The organism is Gelidibacter japonicus (assembly GCF_010725055.1).
In the GTDB taxonomy this organism is placed as follows: Bacteria; Bacteroidota; Bacteroidia; order Flavobacteriales; family Flavobacteriaceae; genus Gelidibacter; species Gelidibacter japonicus.
Window position 1 is genome coordinate 149,238 of the sequence record NZ_BJKB01000006.1, and the last position, 18,440, is coordinate 167,677.

17 protein-coding genes are annotated in these 18,440 nt (G+C 37.4%); 7 read left to right on the plus strand and 10 right to left on the minus strand.

The window, feature by feature from the left end; genetic code table 11:
* Positions 1–2: 2 nt before the first annotated feature.
* Entirely contained in the window at positions 3–908 is a 906-nt protein-coding gene (locus tag G6N06_RS08460; protein ID WP_163515840.1) for an EamA family transporter, read from the minus strand.
* Positions 909–1,139: 231 nt separating this feature from the next.
* On the opposite strand from G6N06_RS08460, the gene G6N06_RS08465 reads away from it, so the two are divergent.
* Genes G6N06_RS08465 through G6N06_RS08475 form a run of 3 tightly spaced genes read left to right on the plus strand, consistent with a single transcriptional unit; the run spans position 1,140 to position 4,862 of the window.
* Entirely contained in the window at positions 1,140–1,970 is an 831-nt protein-coding gene (locus tag G6N06_RS08465) for an N-formylglutamate amidohydrolase (protein ID WP_163515842.1), read from the plus strand.
* A complete protein-coding gene (locus tag G6N06_RS08470; protein WP_163515844.1) occupies positions 1,971–3,809 on the plus strand; it encodes a peptidase MATCAP family protein in 1,839 nt (612 codons plus the stop codon).
* Between the two features lie 12 nt (positions 3,810–3,821).
* Positions 3,822–4,862, plus strand: coding sequence for a glutathione synthetase (locus G6N06_RS08475; RefSeq protein ID WP_163515846.1), 1,041 nt, complete (start codon positions 3,822–3,824; stop codon positions 4,860–4,862).
* Between the two features lie 342 nt (positions 4,863–5,204).
* Here G6N06_RS08475 and G6N06_RS08480 read toward each other — a convergent pair whose 3' ends face one another.
* A complete protein-coding gene (locus tag G6N06_RS08480) occupies positions 5,205–5,621 on the minus strand; it encodes a thiol-disulfide oxidoreductase DCC family protein (RefSeq protein WP_163515848.1) in 417 nt (138 codons plus the stop codon).
* A 74-nt stretch (positions 5,622–5,695) separates the two neighbouring features.
* A complete protein-coding gene (locus G6N06_RS08485; protein ID WP_163515849.1) occupies positions 5,696–7,861 on the minus strand; it encodes an endonuclease MutS2 in 2,166 nt (721 codons plus the stop codon).
* Between the two features lie 116 nt (positions 7,862–7,977).
* Here G6N06_RS08485 and G6N06_RS08490 point away from each other — a divergent pair, with 116 nt between their 5' ends.
* Positions 7,978–8,652, plus strand: a complete 675-nt coding sequence (locus G6N06_RS08490) for a uracil-DNA glycosylase (protein ID WP_163515851.1) — start codon at positions 7,978–7,980, stop codon at positions 8,650–8,652.
* Positions 8,653–8,895: 243 nt separating this feature from the next.
* Here G6N06_RS08490 and G6N06_RS08495 read toward each other — a convergent pair whose 3' ends face one another.
* The 5 genes from G6N06_RS08495 to G6N06_RS08515 form a co-directional block, all read right to left on the minus strand.
* Complete coding sequence (locus G6N06_RS08495; RefSeq protein ID WP_163515853.1) at positions 8,896–9,750, minus strand: substrate-binding domain-containing protein; 855 nt, start codon at positions 9,748–9,750, stop codon at positions 8,896–8,898.
* Positions 9,751–9,842: 92 nt separating this feature from the next.
* Entirely contained in the window at positions 9,843–10,712 is an 870-nt protein-coding gene (locus tag G6N06_RS08500) for a nucleoside phosphorylase (protein ID WP_163515854.1), read from the minus strand.
* The gene (locus G6N06_RS08505; protein WP_163515856.1) at positions 10,712–11,641 is read right to left on the minus strand and encodes a DUF1835 domain-containing protein; all 930 of its coding nucleotides are present in this window, start codon (positions 11,639–11,641) and stop codon (positions 10,712–10,714) included. Before G6N06_RS08505 ends, G6N06_RS08500 begins: the two co-directional genes overlap by 1 nt.
* Complete coding sequence (locus G6N06_RS08510; RefSeq protein WP_163515858.1) at positions 11,641–11,964, minus strand: translation initiation factor; 324 nt, start codon at positions 11,962–11,964, stop codon at positions 11,641–11,643. Before G6N06_RS08510 ends, G6N06_RS08505 begins: the two co-directional genes overlap by 1 nt.
* A 104-nt stretch (positions 11,965–12,068) precedes the next feature.
* Complete coding sequence (locus G6N06_RS08515; RefSeq protein WP_163515860.1) at positions 12,069–13,019, minus strand: isopenicillin N synthase family dioxygenase; 951 nt, start codon at positions 13,017–13,019, stop codon at positions 12,069–12,071.
* A 151-nt stretch (positions 13,020–13,170) separates the two neighbouring features.
* On the opposite strand from G6N06_RS08515, the gene G6N06_RS08520 reads away from it, so the two are divergent.
* Together G6N06_RS08520 and G6N06_RS08525 are read left to right on the plus strand one after the other, a co-directional pair.
* Positions 13,171–15,171: an alpha-ketoacid dehydrogenase subunit alpha/beta gene (locus tag G6N06_RS08520; protein WP_163515862.1), complete on the plus strand. Its 2,001-nt coding sequence runs from the start codon at positions 13,171–13,173 to the stop codon at positions 15,169–15,171.
* Between the two features lie 213 nt (positions 15,172–15,384).
* The gene (locus G6N06_RS08525; protein ID WP_163515864.1) at positions 15,385–15,591 is read left to right on the plus strand and encodes a putative signal transducing protein; all 207 of its coding nucleotides are present in this window, start codon (positions 15,385–15,387) and stop codon (positions 15,589–15,591) included.
* An 83-nt stretch (positions 15,592–15,674) separates the two neighbouring features.
* Here the strand turns inward: G6N06_RS08525 and G6N06_RS08530 are convergent, their stop codons facing one another.
* The gene (locus G6N06_RS08530) at positions 15,675–16,988 is read right to left on the minus strand and encodes a dipeptidase (RefSeq protein WP_163515866.1); all 1,314 of its coding nucleotides are present in this window, start codon (positions 16,986–16,988) and stop codon (positions 15,675–15,677) included.
* 46 nt (positions 16,989–17,034) lie between these two features.
* Between G6N06_RS08530 and G6N06_RS08535 the strand changes: the two genes are divergently transcribed.
* Positions 17,035–17,454: a 3D domain-containing protein gene (locus tag G6N06_RS08535; protein ID WP_240338017.1), complete on the plus strand. Its 420-nt coding sequence runs from the start codon at positions 17,035–17,037 to the stop codon at positions 17,452–17,454.
* A gap of 191 nt (positions 17,455–17,645) precedes the next feature.
* Here G6N06_RS08535 and G6N06_RS08540 read toward each other — a convergent pair whose 3' ends face one another.
* Entirely contained in the window at positions 17,646–18,206 is a 561-nt protein-coding gene (locus tag G6N06_RS08540; protein ID WP_163515867.1) for an ExbD/TolR family protein, read from the minus strand.
* Between the last annotated feature and the right edge of the window lie 234 nt (positions 18,207–18,440).

Sequence of the window (18,440 nt, forward strand, 5' to 3'; positions counted from 1 at the left end):
TATCAAATATGCGCAGCGCGCCTTCTGTTGATACGATTTTTTATTGCCGCAAAATTAAAGATGACGATAGAGATAATGATCAGAAGATAACAAATAGCTTCAATCAGGCTGACCTTCTCATCAAAATAAAAAATGGCGAGCATGAAATTAATGAGCGGATTCAAATAAATGAATACGCCCACCACTGAAGAGTTCAGTCCTCTTAAAGCATAAATATTAAGAAACATCGGGATGATGGTAAATACTACGGCGATAAGCGCCAACATTCCGTAAAAAAATGGTGTTTTTTCGTTGGGAGAATCATAAGTGATTATGAACGGTAATAGAAAAATCACCGCAAAAAACACTTGACAGGTCAGCACTAAAAAACGATCCATTTCCTGATTTTTACGTTGCAGGACCAAATACAAGGCATAGGTAAAAGCAATGATCATACTGTAAAACAAATCCGTAAAATTCCCTAAAGAGAGTAGCAGACATCCAATCAAACTCAAAATCACAGAGACCCATTGCAATTTGAAAAGTTTTTCCTTGAGCAATAAATAGGCTAAAACCATGGTCAAGATGGGACAGATCAGATAGGCCAAGGAGGTAGCGCTAACACTCACATTATTCATCACATAGATATAAATATACCAATTGAGAGCCAAAAACAGGCCACTCAGCACATTGATGATGACGATCCGACGTTTATCCTTTGCTGTTATTGATTTAAACAGCTTTATATTTGTTTTCAATGCCTTAGGACGAAGTGCCAAGGATACGAACAGCATGATGAGGACAGAACCTATGGTTCGATAGCTAAGAATATCAAAAGCCGAGAAAGAATCAAGAGACTTCAGTACAAGACTAAAAAATCCCCAAATACTAAAGGCTGTGATGACGGCAATATAATACTTTGATTTCATTACGAGTTGTTCCAACAAGCGTGCAAAGGTATTCTAAAAAACCATGTACATCATCTTAATGCCCCTTAAAAAATGACGTTTTTCTATGGTCACATTAGGATAAATAAAGGTATCTTAACTATTATTTATCATTTTGATTGGAGACTAACAGAACATTATTTGATAAATTTGTTAAGATGTGAGAATTTTATGTCATATAAAAAGCTCTAAAGTTCTTATAAATTACGACTTATGCAAAAACTATCCATTGTTGACATTATATCAAAAATAGAAAACGAGGAATTGTTTCAAGCGGTGGCTTCTGATTACTCTTTCACTATAAAAATTGACGATTACGTTCCTTATGCTTGTGCAGCCGTACACAACGGGCACCAATTTCGTAAGGAACTTTGGCCTAAATGTCTGCATACCGAATATGACCGCTGGTATGAGGAAGATCCAAAGACCAAAACGATGTTGAAGCCTCAGCCTATTGTGATTTCGGGAATGGACTCCAGATTTGAATACGATTTGAATAGAGATCCTAAGAATGCTATATATGAAGACGCTTGGGGAAAACAACTCTGGAAAGAGCCCTTGACCGAAGACGAAAAGTCACGAAGTCTTGAAAAACATCAGAACTTTTATAAAGTGGTTCACGCACTTATCAGAAAATTAGAACTTAAATTTGGATGTTGTGTAGTCTATGATTTGCATAGTTATAATTGGAAGCGTTGGGATAGGGAAGTGCCAACTTGGAATTTGGGAACCTCAAACATTGATAATAAGCGCTTTGATAATGCAATAGAAGCTTGGCGAGAACAGTTGTCCAAAATTAAGTTGCCAAATGGTATCCCGACCACATCCAAAATCAATGACACGTTTCAAGGCAACGGTTATTTTCTAAAATTTATTACCAACAATTTTAAGAACACTCTAGTTCTGGCTACTGAAGTGGCAAAGGTTTACTGTGATGAAACGGACCAAATCATCTATCCAGAAGTTGTATCTGCCATCAGAAAAGGCTTAAAGAAGCAATTGCCCGAACATGCTTTAAATTTCTATAATATATACTCCAATTAAATGATCAAAGAACATCAAATAGATGCTGAATTAGTACAAACCATATGCAATAAAATTTCCGACAATGTTCCTGTAAATGCGGAGTTGCCAAAAAAAGGATTGCTTCATATTGACAAACTGCTTCCTTTTATTTGTGTATATAGATACAAGGTCATGGATGTTTATTTCACGAGGCTTTTAAAGACACAAGCTTCTTATTTGATTGTTGAAGATAGTATTGATATTTCACATCTATTGGAAGCTATCAGATTGATTACTTCTGAAAAGTTTGAAGCTTTTTTAATTTTAGAATTGTGGCCCAATAAAGATGTATTAAAAAACCAATTCCAAATTTACGGACCAAAGAACAAATCAATGGAGACTGTAAATGCACTTGAGGAAGGGTTTAATGAAATAAAAAAAACAGTATCAAATGTTAGCACAAAATTTATTTCAACAGAATTCAGGCATCCAAAACACCTAACACCATTGGTGGATGTCAATACTTCCAAAAAGCTAGGAACCCTTGTTATTGGTATTTCAATTCCTGCAGTTTATCAAAATCCTGAAACGGATGAGCTTTTTTCTTTGTTTTTCAGGAAATTCTATACCATTTTTTCTGAAACTATTAAGCGAGCGGTCTATGAATTTATAAGGGTGCAGACTACTGATGTTTTTGAAAATTATTTGATGCTTGGCAAGACTCACATTGATGCTGTGACCCTTTCTTCTGATACTAAAATTGCAGAAATTAGTGAACGAATGTCCTTTCTGTTAAGGGTGACACCGGTAAACAGTAACGAGGAATGGGAAAAATTTGAACAAAATGAATTTACAACCACACCATCATTCAAATATCGATTGATTGCGATAGATCCTGAACTCGAAAAACGTAAGCTTTTCAACATTCCGATAGATCTTGTTGAAGACCCCACCATTGCATTTATACTCCGAGGAAAACGTCTCGAAATTGAAAAGCAATTGATCATGCTTGAGGAGCGTGGTTCCGATAACTTTCGATTTATTGGTGAAAGTCTTTATGGAGTGATCCGAGAAGATGTTATGGACGCTGCAAAACACATTTTGGCAACTTATCCAAATGGTGAGATCATTCAAGGTTCGAAGCGATTTAATAGTTCAGAATTTGCAGATCGCGCACAAAGAGAAATAGATTATTATGCAGCGAAATTTCCTGATTTGGATCTTGGCATTGAAGTTAGGGATGATGTAGCCGGCATCATGGTGTCAAAATCGAAATTGCTCATCAATAATGAAATGAATTTAGATGCGAATCGATGCGATGCGTTGATTCAGCATGAAATCGGCACCCACATTCTGACTTATTGCAATGGTAAAAGTCAACCGTTAAAACAAATGTACGAAGGCTTTGAAGGCTATGATCAGCTACAGGAAGGCTTAGCGGTGATCGCTGAATATTTGGTAGGCGGATTGACCGTAAACCGTTTACGACTTTTGGCTGGACGTGTTATAGCCGTACAGTCTATGATAGACAATGCCAGCTTTATCGAAACCTTTAATTTGTTAAGAGAATCTTATGCTTTTCCAAATCGTGTAGCTTATTATATAAGCATGCGTGTTTACAGAGGGGGCGGACTTACTAAAGACGCCGTTTATCTTGCGGGACTTATTGATTTGATGCGTTACCTAGAAAAAGGCGGGCGGCTTGAACCTCTTTATACGGGTAAGTTTAATACTACCCATATTGCCTTGATTGAAGAATTGCTTTACAGAAACGTACTGAAGCAACCTGTATTACCCGCTTTTTTGGAACGTAATGAGGTAAAGGAACGCTTGAAAAAGTTAAGGAAGGGGATGAATATTGTTGATCTTGTAAAATAAAATAAGAAAAACATGAAAATAGGATTTATAATTAATGATCACGCTACAGAAAAGTGGAATTATACGACTCCTGCTTTGGGGTACGCAGCGTATAAAAGAGGACATGAAGTGTTTTTTATTGGTGTTGGTGAATTGTCGTATGCGTCAAAAGGACATCTTTCTGTAAGATGTAAAACTATAAAAGATAGAACTTTTAAAGGCGAGGAAACTTACTTTAAAGCCGTTCAGAAAGAGGAATTTGTCAATGTGTCATCAAAAGAACTGGATGTTTTGTTCTTGAGGAACAATCCAGCAGATGAAATCAATGAGCGGGATTGGGCTTATAATGCGGCCTTTATATTTGGAGAAATCGCCATGAGAAATGGTGTGTTGGTACTTAACCACCCTAGCAGTTTAGCTGGGGCGGTGAATAAAATGTACTTTCAGCATTTCCCAGAGATTCTACGTCCAAAAACGATCATCACCCGAGACCATAATGAAATAAAGGAGTTTTTTAAAGAACAGAAACAGAAAATGATTCTCAAACCATTACAGGGCTCTGGTGGGACAAATGTATTTATGATGGATAAAAAAAACGAACATAATCTATCACAAACTATTGATGCCATTTGTCGTGACGGCTTCGTGATTGCCCAAGAATATCTTACTGAAGCTAAAGGAGGCGACACACGACTGTTCCTAATGAATGGCGAGCCATTGAAGGTCGATGGTCAATATGCCTTAATGCAACGCGTCAATGCCTCTGGAGATATTAGAAGTAACATTCATGCAGGTGGGAAACCTGAAAAAGTAAAGATGACCGATCAGATTATGGAACTCGCAGATATTGTCAGACCAAAACTGGTTCAAGACGGAATGTTCTTGGTGGGGATTGATATTGTAGGATCTAAACTCATGGAAATAAACGTTTTTAGCCCAGGAGGCTTAAATGTGATGGGTCAAATGTATGATACTGATTTTGCAACGCCAGTTATTCAATCAATAGAAAGAAAAGTCTATTATAGAAGTATGTATGGTGACTACTTGTATAATAGCAGATTGGCAACCCTTTAATACCAAGTCTTGAAGCTCCCATTAAGAAATGGAAATACATCGCAAAAGGTTAAATTAATTTTTAACTAATGGCTTTTATTTTCGTACGTGAGAAATCGTCTGAAAAGAACTAAAAAATGTCATTTGTAGAAGATATTGACATCCTTTTTTGGTTAATCAAATATTTCAATGCATACAACGACTATTTTATTTGAGCACAAGTCCATTGTGTAATTTTACCGCAGCAAAACAATGTGCTATTAATCAATTTATTATTCCCTCAATAATATTTAAAATTTTAGATTAATTTAGTTTTTAAGTAGTTGTTAAATGAAAAAAGTCCTTTTCCGAGGACTTTTTTTGTTATAGGAATTTTGACTTTAATTCCTTTGTGGGAATCATACATTCTTTCTTTTTACCATACCATTTATATCTGTTTTGTGCAATGAAGTCGTAAACCCAATTTCTGATGAATGCAGGGACAATCAAAAACACGACCATCAAATGTCTTGGAAACCCTAATTTTGATGCAATTTTTAAAGCTGCGGTCGATTTATAGGAAATACCATTTTCTGGCGAATAGAGTAAAATAGAATCCATTTTATCAGTATCGACACCATATTTTTTAATAATGGCTTGTCCAACTTCTCCCTGCAATGTTGTATATCGAAACAGATCGTTTTTATCGTGTTTGATGACATATTGCACCGAGGCATCACAAAGATTACAGACCCCGTCAAAAAGAATGAGTTGTTTGTTTTTTTCCAAGTCTATAGACATGATGTTTTATTTATTAAACACATTTACTTGACTGCTTACTGCCGACTGCTTATTGCCGACTGACCACTGCCCACTTATTTCTTAACCGCTTCCACCAATTCCAGTTGATCCACACTTACATTGGTCGTAAACATACCGTAGTTGATAACGGCCTTGTTTTTTTCAAGTTTATCAATACTGCCAACAGCCCTTCCGTCCTGTAACCTTACGCGATCGCCAATTCTAAAAATAGGAGTGGGTTTTGGAGCAGCCTCTACTTTTTTCTTGGCGGCTTTCTTTTTTTCACGGATGACCTCTACAGTTTTTTCAGCTTCTTTGATCACCTTTTGTTCTTTGGCTTTTTGAACTTTTTTTGCCTTGGCCGAAACTTTTTTTCGTTTGGAGTTTTCGATTTGGACAATTTTGAACAATTCAGCCATTAATTCACGTTTTTGATTATTATTAAAATACCGCTCCGCCAAATCATCCAATTTTTGTCCCAAATAAATCAGACGTTGATTGCTGTCATACAGTTCTTGATAGCTCTCTAATTTTTTTTGTATTTTCAGATTGATTTCCTCTAATTTTTCAGCCTCGTTTAATTTCTTTTGTTCGTTGACCTTGAGAGAGCGTTCCGTCTTTTCGAGCTTGGAACGTTCTTTTTGGAGTTTGGCAATTGTAGCATCGAACCTCACTTTTCCACGTTCAATCTTCTTTTTTGCACGATTGATCAAACTATACGGGATGCCATTTTTTTGTGCCACTTCAAAGGTAAATGAACTTCCGGCCTGACCCAAGGCAAGTTTGAACATTGGCTCCAAGCTTTTTTCATCAAACATCATATTGGCATTTTGCATAAATGGCAATTCGTTGGCCAAAACTTTGAGGTTAGAGTAGTGGGTGGTGATAATTCCGTAGGCTTCTCTATGATAAAATTCTTCCAAGAAGGTTTCTGCTAATGCGCCACCCAATTCTGGATCACTTCCAGTACCAAACTCATCAATCAAGAAAAGAGTATTTTTATTGCACTTCTTTAAGAAATAATTCATCTGTTTCAATCGGTAACTATACGTACTTAAATGATTTTCTATGGATTGATTATCACCTATGTCCGTTAGAATTCGATCAAACAAACAAATTTTACTTCGTTCATGAACCGGAATTAAAAGGCCGCTTTGCAACATCACCTGTAATAAACCAACTGTTTTTAGAGTAATACTTTTTCCACCGGCATTTGGTCCTGAAATTACAATAATCCTGTTTTCTGGATGTAACTCTATAGATTGAGGAAAGGTTTTTATGTTTTTCTTTTGATTCGAAATATAAAGTAACGGATGGATTGCATCTTTTAGGTGATAGTCTTTATTTTCCGTAACTTCTGGTAAAAGTGCATTAATGGATTTTGCGTATTTTGCTTTTGCGAAAATCACATCCAATTCAGTTAGAAACGTCTGATAATTCTTTAAAAGTTCACGGTACGGCCTCATAAAGTCAGTCAACTGTTTTAAGATTCTGTTGACTTCTTCAGTTTCTTCAAATACTAAATTATTGAGTTCTCGGGTATATCTAAATGTCGCTTCTGGCTCAATATACACAATGCTTCCTGTTTTGCTCCCACCTAAAATAGCACCTTTGACCTTGCGGCGGTACATGGCTTTGACTGCCAGGACCCGCTTGTTTTCAACGACAGATTCTTTGATGTCATCTAAATATTCCTGGGCACTGTAAGCGTTCAATGCCGACATAAAGCTTTGGTTGATCTTACCTCTAACGCTATTGATTTCCTGTCTCAGTTTAAATAGTTCATCAGACGCATTGTCTTTTACATCTCCAAAACGATCAATGATGCCATCTATTTGCTGAATCAATTCGTTGGTAATTGGAATTGGTGAGGAAAACTCAAAGAGATTTGGATAGTATTCCTTAAACTTCTTCAAAAAACCTATAATATCATTACTGGTGATAGAAATGGCTTTTATTTTCTTAAAACTCCCCGTTTCCAGGAATGAGTTTTCTATTTTTAAAAATTGGATTTCTTTGGTGATGGGTTCAAATCCATGATTCGGAATACGATTGTCATTCTCAAAGGACGCTAAATAATCGTTGGTCAGCCATAAAGCTTGCATTATATCTTCCTTTTTGCGGAAAGGAGTGATCTGTAAGGCCTTTTCAGTCCCTAAATGGGTCAAGCAATGCTCCGCCATTTGGTTTAAGACGGTATAAAATTCGATATCTTTTAAGGTTTTATCTTGAATATGCATGCTTTTCTAAGGAATCTTTAATTAAGTTCAAATTTAAGGAAATTTAAAGTTTTGGAATCTATATTTTATCACATCCAGAAAATCACCTTATTTTTATCGAAAACAAAAAGTTCATTATGGACATAAATCTGCATTCCAGCTGGGAAAAACATTTGCAATCGGAGTTTAATAAACCCTATTTCAAGGAATTAATGGCATTTATTGAATTGGAATATGAAACGTACACTTGTTACCCAAAAAAGAAAGACATCTACAATGCATTCAATTGGTGCCCATTTGATCAAGTTAAAGTAGTCATTATAGGTCAAGATCCCTATCACGGTGCTGGGCAGGCCAATGGTTTGTGTTTTTCGGTTAACGAAGGAATTACGCATCCGCCTTCGCTCAAAAACATCTTTAAGGAATTGGAGGCTGATTTGAGTAATCCATATCCAGTCTCAGGAAATTTAGAGCCGTGGGCAAAACAGGGTGTCCTTTTGCTCAACGCGACTTTAACGGTAAGGTCTGGAGCAGCTGGCAGTCATCAAAAGCATGGCTGGGAAATCTTTACGGACCGTGTAATCAAAACAATAAATGAACAAAAAAAGAATGTGGTTTTTTTACTATGGGGAAGTTACGCCCACAAAAAAGCTAAATTTATTGATGCCTCAAAACACACTATTTTTACTTCGGGTCATCCTTCCCCTTTAAGTGCCAATAGAGGATATTGGTTTGGAAATAAATGTTTTAGTAAAACTAACTCCCAGTTGGTGCAAGTTCCTGCGTCTCCGATTGACTGGGAACTGAAATAGGACGATTGATGGGTTTTGCTTCAGAAATGACCTTTTTTGTAGTTCTGTTGCAACTGAATTTTAGAAGTAGGAAATTTAAAACAACCAAAGAACCAAGGATTAAAATAATTGTCATGTCAATATCTGTTTAAGTATGCCAGGGGGTATTACTGCGATTCGGACTACAAATGTAATTAATTTTGAGACAATTCCCCCCTGAATCATAAGGAAACTTAATTAAACGTTAATGCTATAGCCATCAACTTATACGTTTTTTACAATGTCATGGTAAGGTCTTTGTTCTGAAAGAATATCAAGCTTTATTAATTTCTGCTGCACCTTATTTATGGTTGCTTTATCCACATTGCTCTGGGACCATTCTGTTAAACTAAGCCATTCTTGAACGTCATCCAACTGTAGTTCATATCTGTTGGCAATCATCTTATCAATACTTGGAATTTCCTTAAAATCGATCGTCGTATTATTGATGATTTCCAGAATAATCTTTACGATATTCTCATGGGTTTCCAGAAATTCATTTCTTACGGCAATTACAAAGCAAGGCCAAGGGGTAGGACAGTGGCCAATGCGTCTAAATACTCCCGAATCCACAATGGGTTTTGTCATAAATTTCTCCCACATAAAATAATCGGCATCGCCATTGCTTAATGCATTAACGGCACCATCTAAATCCTGTATGACATTAAAATTGAGATCTGTGTCCAAGTCCCAATTATGATTTTCGGCGTTTATATACGCCATTAGATGAGATCCAGAGCCGTATCTACTGATGGCACAGCGTTTTCCTTTTAGTTCTTCAATAGATTTAAACTCTGATCCTGCAGCTACATGGACTCCCCAGATAAGAGGCGTTTCTACGAAAACCTGAACAACTTTGCTTGGGTTCCCTTCTGCAATATCCTTAACAATTCCTTCAGTCAAAATAACGGCCATGTCAATTTCTCCAGTCCGAAGGGCTTCGTTCATAGCGCCAGTACCTCCAGGATAATCTTCCCAACGTAGATTAATATTCTCTTTCTTATACTCACCATTTTTTAGCGTTAAATACCACGCAAGATTAAAGTGTTCAGGTACACCACCAATTTTTACTGTCGTCATTGAGAGTTTTATTTATCCACTCCACAATCCAATTTTTAATGGAGTTGGAGTCCGTTTTTTATGTTTTTGATTGGGTTTTTTGTCCTTTTGAATTATTCTACCAGCTTGTCCAATGTATAAATTATCAAATCATTGACAAGGCTGGTTGGGTCCTTGCTGAATTCGCCAGTAGCCCTATTGGCAATTATGGCATTCATTGATAAAGCTTTGTGGCCCAAAAGTGCAGATATACCATACATCCCAGCAGTTTCCATTTCTAAATTAGTGATGGGCATGCCGTTATAATCAAAACTTGCCAATTTATGATTAAGATTGTCATCCTGAAGCGGAAGTCTTAAAATACGTCCTTGTGGTCCATAAAAACCAACATTGGTAGCTGTAAAACCTTTAACCGTTTTGTTCGAACTGAATTTATTGTACAATCCTTCATGACATCTTACAATATAAGGCTTCGATTTTAAAGGACTCCAATTGGTATGCTTTATTAAGGCTTCAGAAATTTTTGGATGTTGAATGTGTTCACTTTTATAAAAATGCAATAAACTGTCAAAGCCTGCGGCATAATCACTGATCAGAAAAGAATTTAAAGGGATGCTTTTTTGAATGGAGCCAGAGGTTCCAATTCTAATAATTTCCAAGGAAGTAAGTTTATCTTTGATTTCTCGTTTTTCTAAATCGATATTGACCAAGGCATCCAACTCATTGAATACAATATCGATATTATCAGTTCCAATTCCTGTGGAAATCACCGTGATCCGTTTGCCTTTATAGGTACCTGTCTGTGTATGAAACTCTCTTTTTCTTTGCTGAAATTCAATGTCGTCAAAATGTTGGGTTACGCGATCTACGCGGTCAGGGTCACCAACAGTGATAATTGTTGTGGCGAGATGTTCAGGTCGAAGGTTAAGATGATAGACACTCCCATCCGGATTGATTATGAGTTCTGATGATTTTATTGACATTAGCTTTTTTTAATTAGTTTGTTTTCAATTTTACTAAATTGAAAATCATTTTTTTTGACGCCTCCATAGATCATTTTAGAAGGTAATTCTGATGAGAAATTAGCTAGTTGCGCTATGGCATCATATCCTTTTCGGTTGAGAACAATTCGGTTTTCTTCCTCAATATAAAAAATACCCAGTCTGTCAATCATTCTTTCAATCTGAAGATCAGTAAAACCATAATAACCTTGAAAATTGAGGATATATCCCAATAAATGCCTTTTTGATGTGATATTCTGGTCTGTAATCATATGAAGCGTATGGGTTTCTAAAGTTGAAAGTCCCGTTTTGGAATCAGGAAATCGTTCTAAATGTGCTTTTAAGCAATTGCTCAAATAGGGAAAGGAAGATTTCTGAACAATAAATGGTTTAAATAGATTGTGATCCTGACCACAATAAATTCGCCATAATGAGCCCATTAATTCAATATCCTCCTCGGATAACTTAATTTTGTTTTCATATTCCTTGCGGAGTTGATCAGGTTTTAAATCTGCCAAAGCTTTAAGTTCTTTTTCACCTTTTACTCTACCGCTACACACCAAATACAGTGGGATATCAATTTTCTTTTGTTTCAAAAGGTTGATAATGGCCATTAAATTGATATGACAAAACAAATCGTATTCAAACCATAGGATGATTTCTTCAAACTGATCGGTATGGTTCAAAATGTCCAATTCGCTTCTAAGCTCGGCTTCAGCGATTTCAATATCATAAAATTCAGACAAAAACTCCTTTCGTAGATTAAAAAACTCTTCGGTTTCAATTTCTTCTGTGGTTGGACCTTCACAGAGCATTTCCTGCCAGGTCAAAAAATCGCCTTCTATTCCTAGTTCATTCAAATAATCGGTCAGATTATTGCCGTTGGTAATATGTAAAATTCCGAATCCCATTAACCTCCCACGCGTTTTACTGTAAATCCTTTTTCTTTTAAGATTTCCATAATTTTATCCCTATAATCTCCTTGAATAATTATTTTATCGTCTTTAAAGCTTCCACCAACACTTAGTTTAGTTTTCAGTTCTTTTGCCAATATCTTGAAATCCTCAGTAGCACCGGTATAACCTTCTATAATCGTGATGGGTTTCCCTTTTCGTTTTTCATATTTACAAATCATAGGGTCATCCTGCAGCCATATATTCGATGGTTCGATTTCTGGAGTCTCTTCAGGGGTGTGTTCTGGGAACAGCTTTTTGAGTTGGTCTTGTAAATCCATGTTTTCAGTCTTCTGGTATTCCCGGCTTCACAAACGCTACAGACGGGCAGGCAGTCTTCAGTTTTCAGTTGCATGGCTGCCCACTGGAAACCGTAAACTGCCGACTATTTCTTAATCAATCCTAATTCTATTAAACGCTCATGCAAAAACTCTCCAGCGGTAATGTCCTCAAACTGTTTAGGGTTGTCTTCATCAATGCAGCTTTCTAAAACATCCAATTTCATTTCGCTGATTGGGTGCATAAAAAACGGAATGGAATAGCGTGAGGTTCCCCAAAGTTCTCTTGGCGGATTGACGACTCGATGGATCGTTGATTTTAATTTATTGTTGGTATGACGTGATAGCATATCACCTACATTGATCATCAGTTCATCTGGTTGCGCGATGGCATCAATCCATTCTCCCTTATGATTTTGCACCTGTAAACCTCGTCCTTGGGCGCCCATTAGCAGGGTAATCAAATTGATATCGCCATGAGCCGCAGCCCGAACCGCATCTTTAGGCTCAGACTGAATAGGAGGATAATGAATAGGCCTTAAAATGGAGTTGCCATTATGGATGTACTGATCAAAATAAGTTTCTTCCAAGCCCAAATGGAGCGCTAAGGCCCGAAGGACATATTTTGCCGTTTTCTCGAGCATCGCATAAGCTTCCTTGCCAACTTCATTGAATCTTGGCAATTCAGTAACTGTAACGTTTTCAGGATACTCCTTGGCCCGGACAGGATCGTCTTCCACATATTGTCCAAAATGCCAAAACTCTTTCAAATCACCTTGTTTTTGACCCTTTGCACTTTCTTTTCCAAAGGACACATAGCCACGTTGACCGGCAATTCCAGGAATTTCATATTTCTGTTTTGTTTCTAAGGGTAATGCAAAGAAATTCTTAATCTCACCATAAAGATCATCGACTAAATGAGTATCCAGAAAGTGGCCTTTAAGAGCTACAAAGCCTATCTCTTCATAAGCCTTTCCTATTTCATCAATAAATTTTTGCTTTCTAACCGGGTCACCAGAAACAAAATCCTGAAGATTTACACTTGGTATCACATTCATATTTTATATAGCTTATTTAATTTAACTGCCTTTATTACAAAAGTAACTAAAATACTGTTATATGTTGTTGCTTTCTTAGGCTAAAAGAATAGAGGGTTTAGAGTCAATCTCTCGAATTTTATTTACATTTGATCTTTAAAACTTGAACCTTATGTTGACATCAGCCAAGAGCCATATTAATTACGACAAGAAAAATCTTGATGATAGAATACTTCTTCAACTTTATAAGAACATGTTGAAGCCTCGACTTATTGAAGAAAAGATGCTGATTCTTATACGTCAAGGCAAAGTATCCAAATGGTTTTCCGGTATTGGACAAGAGGCCATTTCTGTGGGTGTGACGATGGCGTTGCAAACTAACGAATACATCCTGCCAATGCACCGTAATTTGGGTGTTTTTACGACCCGAGATATCCCTTTGCACAGATTGTTTAGTCAATGGCAAGGAAAGGCCAATGGCTTTACAAAGGGACGCGATCGTTCGTTCCATTTTGGAACCCAAGATTATCATATTGTAGGAATGATTTCGCATTTAGGACCGCAATTGGGCGTTGCCGATGGTATTGCATTGGCAAGTAAATTGAAGAACAAAGGACAGGTTACAGCGGTTTTTACAGGGGAAGGTGGAACCAGCGAAGGCGATTTCCATGAGGCTCTAAACGTGGCGGCAGTATGGCAGCTACCAGTCATTTTTTGTATTGAAAATAATGGCTACGGTCTATCGACACCCACTTCAGAGCAATATCATTGTAAAGATTTAGCTGATAGAGGCAAAGGCTATGGCATTGATTCCTTTATTTTTGACGGTAATAATATTCTTGAGGTCTATGGTAAGGTTTTAAAACTTGCAGAAAGCATACGCAAACGTCCGCGACCTATCCTAATTGAATTTAAGACCTTTAGAATGCGTGGCCATGAGGAGGCCAGCGGTACCAAATATGTTCCAAATGAATTAATGGCGGAATGGGAAGTTAAGGATCCCATCAATAATTACCGAAAATACCTCCTCAATTTGGGAGTTCTTACTAGTGCAAAAGACGAAGAATTACATCAAACTATTAAGGCCGAAATTGAGGATGCCCTACAGGTTGCAGGTGCAGAAGAAGCAATAGTTCCAGATGAAACTGACGAATTAAATGATGTTTATAAAACTTTTGATTATCAGCACATTGAGTCGAATCAAAAGCCTGAGAATATCCGTTTTATAGATGCTGTTTCCCAAGGCCTAAGACAGAGTATGCAACGCCATAGAGATCTGGTGATTATGGGGCAGGATATTGCAGAATATGGCGGGGTATTTAAAATCACAGAAGGCTTTGTGGAAGAGTTTGGACGTGAACGTGTTCGAAATACGCCTATTTGCGAATCGGCGATTGTTGAAACAGCTATGGGCCTATCCATCGCAGGCATGAAAGCGGTGGTGGAAATGCAATTTGCCGACTTTGTCAGTTCCGGATTTAATCCAATTGTCAATTATTTGGCAAAATCTCATTACCGTTGGAATGAAAATGCCGATGTGGTCATCAGAATGCCATGTGGCGCCGGAGTGGCCGCCGGACCTTTCCATTCACAAACCAACGAAGCCTGGTTTACGAAAACCCCAGGCTTAAAAGTAGTTTACCCTGCGTTTCCCTATGATGCCAAAGGGTTATTGGCTACCGCAATCAATGATCCAAATCCGGTAATGTATTTTGAACACAAGGCTTTGTATAGAAGTATTCGTCAGGATGTGCCAACCGGTTACTTTACGATTCCATTTGGAAAAGCAGCACTTTTAAAAGAGGGAAGCGACATTACAATCATTACTTATGGCGCGGGAGTGCATTGGGCATTAGAAACCTTATCTAAAAATGAGGATATAGAAGCAGACTTGATCGATTTAAGAACACTGCAACCCTTAGATACCGTAGCCATTTATAAATCGGTTAGGAAAACCGGGCGCGCCATCATTTTACAAGAAGATTCTATGTTTGGCGGCATTGCCAGTGATTTGAGTGCATTGATTATGGAAAATTGTTTTGAATACTTAGACGCACCCGTCAAACGAGTGGCAAGTATGGAAACGCCTATCCCATTTATCAATCAATTGGAAGAACAGTATCTGGCAAAAGGGAAGTTTGAATCGGCATTGAGAGAGCTTTTGGAATATTAGTTTTTAAGAAACCTCCCTATAGGTTTTGGGTTTAAGGTGTTTAGTGGTCTTACGATAGTACTGAAAGTGCTACAATTGATGTTTTTCTCCAACAGTTTTACTCCTGAAATGTTATGAATTAAACAAACGCTCGTTTGAGGTCGTTTTATCTTCTTAATATTATTTTTTTTGACTAACTTACAGAGATAACGTCAATTTTAAAAACAAGAGATTATGAGCGACATAAAAATATATTCAGGCAGCTCCCAAGTCAGGGTCATGGAAATTAAAAACATTCTGGAAAATGAAGGTATAGAATATCAGGAGGTGAATAAAATGGATTCTTCTTATGCAGGGATTTTTGGTGAGATTCAACTTTTTGTTTCTGAAGCTGATGCTGAAAAAGCAGTTCAACTTGTTGAGACTATAAAAAACAAATGATGCCTGTTTTATGGCATTTTACACTTTTTGAACAAAAAAAAGTCCGCGGCATGCGGACTTTTATTTATATAAACGGTTCTGATTTAACTCTGTAGTTTTTTGGCCACCGCTTGAACTTCGTCCAAGACGCGCAGTAAATTTCCACTCCATAGCAATCCAATCTGCTCTTCAGTATAGCCACGTTTTACGAGTTCTAACGTCACATTGAAGGTTTCCGATGCATCACTCCATCCCTCAATTCCACCACCACCATCAAAATCGCTGCTAATGCCCACATGTTCGATTCCTATTTTGTTTACCATATAGTCAATATGGTCTACCAGATCTGAGACACTAACGCCATGTGGCACATTTTCCATGGTTTTTAATTTTGCGTCCACAATAGGATTAACTTTTTCCAAAACTTGATAATAAGCTTCACGTTCTTCTAATGACAGTTCATTGCGGGCATTCCAATCCAAATACGCAACATTCATTGAGTCCATGACCGTCAAGGCCACTTCTTTTTTGAAAGCTGCATATTTTTCAGCTTTTTCAGTGTTCAGGTATGCTCCAAAAGCTACTGCTTGGACAACTCCACCGTTTTCTTTTAACCACATCAGTTGTTCGTCATCCAAATTTCTACTATGATCGCACAACGCTCTCGCCGAAGAGTGGGACGCGATAATGGGTGCTTCGGACAATTCGATCATATCTCTCATCGCTTCTTTACTCGGGTGAGAAACATCTACCATCATGCCCAAACGATTCATCTCTTTGATTACTTTCTTGCCAAGATCACTTAAGCCATTATGTAGCCAAATGGAATCTGCTTCACCTGTATTGCTGTCACTCAGTTGGCTATGACCATTATGGGATAGGGACATATAGCGTCCGCCTAAATCATAAAACTTCTCAACATTTGAAATGTCCTTTCCAACAGGGTATCCATTTTCAATGCCAATCATGGCTACTTTTTTACCGGATTTGACAATGCGTCGTACATCATCTGACGTTAATGCCAGTTCAATTTGGTCTGGTGCAATATCATTTACCAGTTTATGTATGGCATTAAATTTGTCCATAGCGTTATCGTACGCTTTTTTAAAGCCTTTATCTGTTAATTCATCTTGACCTGTATAAACAATGAACCAAGCTACATCCAATCCGCCTTGATCCATTTTTGGCAAGGTTACCTGTGAGCTTAGGTTTTGGGTGTAATTAATAGAATCTGTAAAATTCTTGACATTGATATCACAATGTGTGTCAAGGGTAATCACGCGATCATGAATAGCCTTTGCTCGTTCAATAAGCGCAATGGAGTCTTGTTTTGGATCATTCTCTGTCATTGTTTTTTTTTCGTTTTTACAGCTCATAAATAAGGTGATGAGACTTAAGGAAAGAATAGTGTTTTTCATGTTTGGTAGTATTATTTTAAAAACGACAAGTTACAAAATTGTATTAATGTTGTATATTTATTTCATGCAATTCCGATTTCTGTTTTTAATGATTTTAACCATCAGCTGCTCTGAAGAGCCAAAAGAAGATTCTGAATATATTTGGGATTCTGTCGTTGTGACTGCGTCTGCCTATAATTCTACGGTTCGACAAACCAGTGGAAACCCAAATATTACTGCATTTGGGGACAGTTTAAAGCCAGGAATGAAATATATCGCGGTGTCTCGAGACTTACTTCGAAAAGGATTAAAACACAATACACCCGTAGTTATTGAAGGTTTTGAAGGTATTTATTTAGTGAAGGATAAAATGCACCACAAATGGCGTAACCATATTGACATTTATATGGGAGAAGACATTGAAGCCGCAAGAGCGTGGGGAAGGAGGAAGGTGTGTATTGATTTCAGGTTGCCAAAAGAAGAATGACCAGTTTTGGCAATCACGAGATTTAAAAAAATGACACCTTACTTTTTAGAAATTGATTCTATGGAGAGTGGTTGGCGATTTTAATTTAAACAATAGGTGTTGCCAATGGTTTAAAATCAAGACTTTGCTATAGGCCAGGCGGCATGCAGGTATAGTGTAGCAGCCTTGACTCTATGCCGGACAACAACAATTTATTTTGTGTCTGCTTCGGAAAGAATAAAGGGATAGGCCTGTTTGATTTCTATAATCTCGGAAGCGTTCAGTTTGTCCGGCGATTTTCCAAAAACAGAATAACCATAAACCTCCCTCAATTCATAATATGCCTTGGAAAGTTCGTCCTGAATGGCAATAAAGGTTGCATAGTTGGAGTTTTCACTCGTGGATAACGAGATCACGGCATCCTTAGGGTGGTCAGAGAGCGAAACTATGGATGTTCCATTGCAGTAAGTACAAGAGCCATTTCCATTATTGTCCAAGAACACTTTAGTAATTGCTTTCAAGTCTTCAATTTTGGTAATGTCGCCATCAACCATCAATTCATTTTTTGAATTTAAGACGATTCTTAAAATATTGCGTTCGTTGATTTCTAGTGTGCAATCCGTTCCTGGCGGACAATGGGAAGGGAGTTTCCGATTGATCCCCTTGTCTGCCGAGATAGTGGTGGTTACCAAAAAGAAGATCAATAATAAAAATGCAATATCTGCCATGGAGCCGGCATTGACCTGTGGCGCGGATTTTTGTGAATGTCTCATCGTCTGTAGTTTTAAGGATGTGTTAACGAAATCACAAAATGGATGCCAAAAAAAACTGGCGCTTGATTAGGACGCCAGTAGTAGTAATGAAGATCGCGTTTTAACCGTCTCTAGGTCGTCATCTTGAGTACATGAAGAGTCGATTATTTTGGATAAAGTTTTCATTGTGAATTGATTTGTGCCAAGATACATGGCTGATTGATGAAATTCTAATGGAACTAATTTTTAAAACGT

What these genes read in the sequence shown, in the direction of transcription:
- G6N06_RS08460 (WP_163515840.1), bottom strand. Translation starts at nt 908, where the DNA reads ATGAAATCAAAGTATTATATTGCCGTCATCACAGCCTTTAGTATTTGG.
- G6N06_RS08465 (WP_163515842.1), top strand. Translation starts at nt 1,140, where the DNA reads ATGCAAAAACTATCCATTGTTGACATTATATCAAAAATAGAAAACGAG.
- G6N06_RS08470 (WP_163515844.1), top strand. Translation starts at nt 1,971, where the DNA reads ATGATCAAAGAACATCAAATAGATGCTGAATTAGTACAAACCATATGC.
- G6N06_RS08475 (WP_163515846.1), top strand. Translation starts at nt 3,822, where the DNA reads ATGAAAATAGGATTTATAATTAATGATCACGCTACAGAAAAGTGGAAT.
- G6N06_RS08480 (WP_163515848.1), bottom strand. Translation starts at nt 5,621, where the DNA reads ATGTCTATAGACTTGGAAAAAAACAAACAACTCATTCTTTTTGACGGG.
- G6N06_RS08485 (WP_163515849.1), bottom strand. Translation starts at nt 7,861, where the DNA reads ATGCATATTCAAGATAAAACCTTAAAAGATATCGAATTTTATACCGTC.
- G6N06_RS08490 (WP_163515851.1), top strand. Translation starts at nt 7,978, where the DNA reads ATGGACATAAATCTGCATTCCAGCTGGGAAAAACATTTGCAATCGGAG.
- G6N06_RS08495 (WP_163515853.1), bottom strand. Translation starts at nt 9,750, where the DNA reads ATGACGACAGTAAAAATTGGTGGTGTACCTGAACACTTTAATCTTGCG.
- G6N06_RS08500 (WP_163515854.1), bottom strand. Translation starts at nt 10,712, where the DNA reads ATGTCAATAAAATCATCAGAACTCATAATCAATCCGGATGGGAGTGTC.
- G6N06_RS08505 (WP_163515856.1), bottom strand. Translation starts at nt 11,641, where the DNA reads ATGGGATTCGGAATTTTACATATTACCAACGGCAATAATCTGACCGAT.
- G6N06_RS08510 (WP_163515858.1), bottom strand. Translation starts at nt 11,964, where the DNA reads ATGGATTTACAAGACCAACTCAAAAAGCTGTTCCCAGAACACACCCCT.
- G6N06_RS08515 (WP_163515860.1), bottom strand. Translation starts at nt 13,019, where the DNA reads ATGAATGTGATACCAAGTGTAAATCTTCAGGATTTTGTTTCTGGTGAC.
- G6N06_RS08520 (WP_163515862.1), top strand. Translation starts at nt 13,171, where the DNA reads ATGTTGACATCAGCCAAGAGCCATATTAATTACGACAAGAAAAATCTT.
- G6N06_RS08525 (WP_163515864.1), top strand. Translation starts at nt 15,385, where the DNA reads ATGAGCGACATAAAAATATATTCAGGCAGCTCCCAAGTCAGGGTCATG.
- G6N06_RS08530 (WP_163515866.1), bottom strand. Translation starts at nt 16,988, where the DNA reads ATGAAAAACACTATTCTTTCCTTAAGTCTCATCACCTTATTTATGAGC.
- G6N06_RS08535 (WP_240338017.1), top strand. Translation starts at nt 17,035, where the DNA reads ATGTTGTATATTTATTTCATGCAATTCCGATTTCTGTTTTTAATGATT.
- G6N06_RS08540 (WP_163515867.1), bottom strand. Translation starts at nt 18,206, where the DNA reads ATGAGACATTCACAAAAATCCGCGCCACAGGTCAATGCCGGCTCCATG.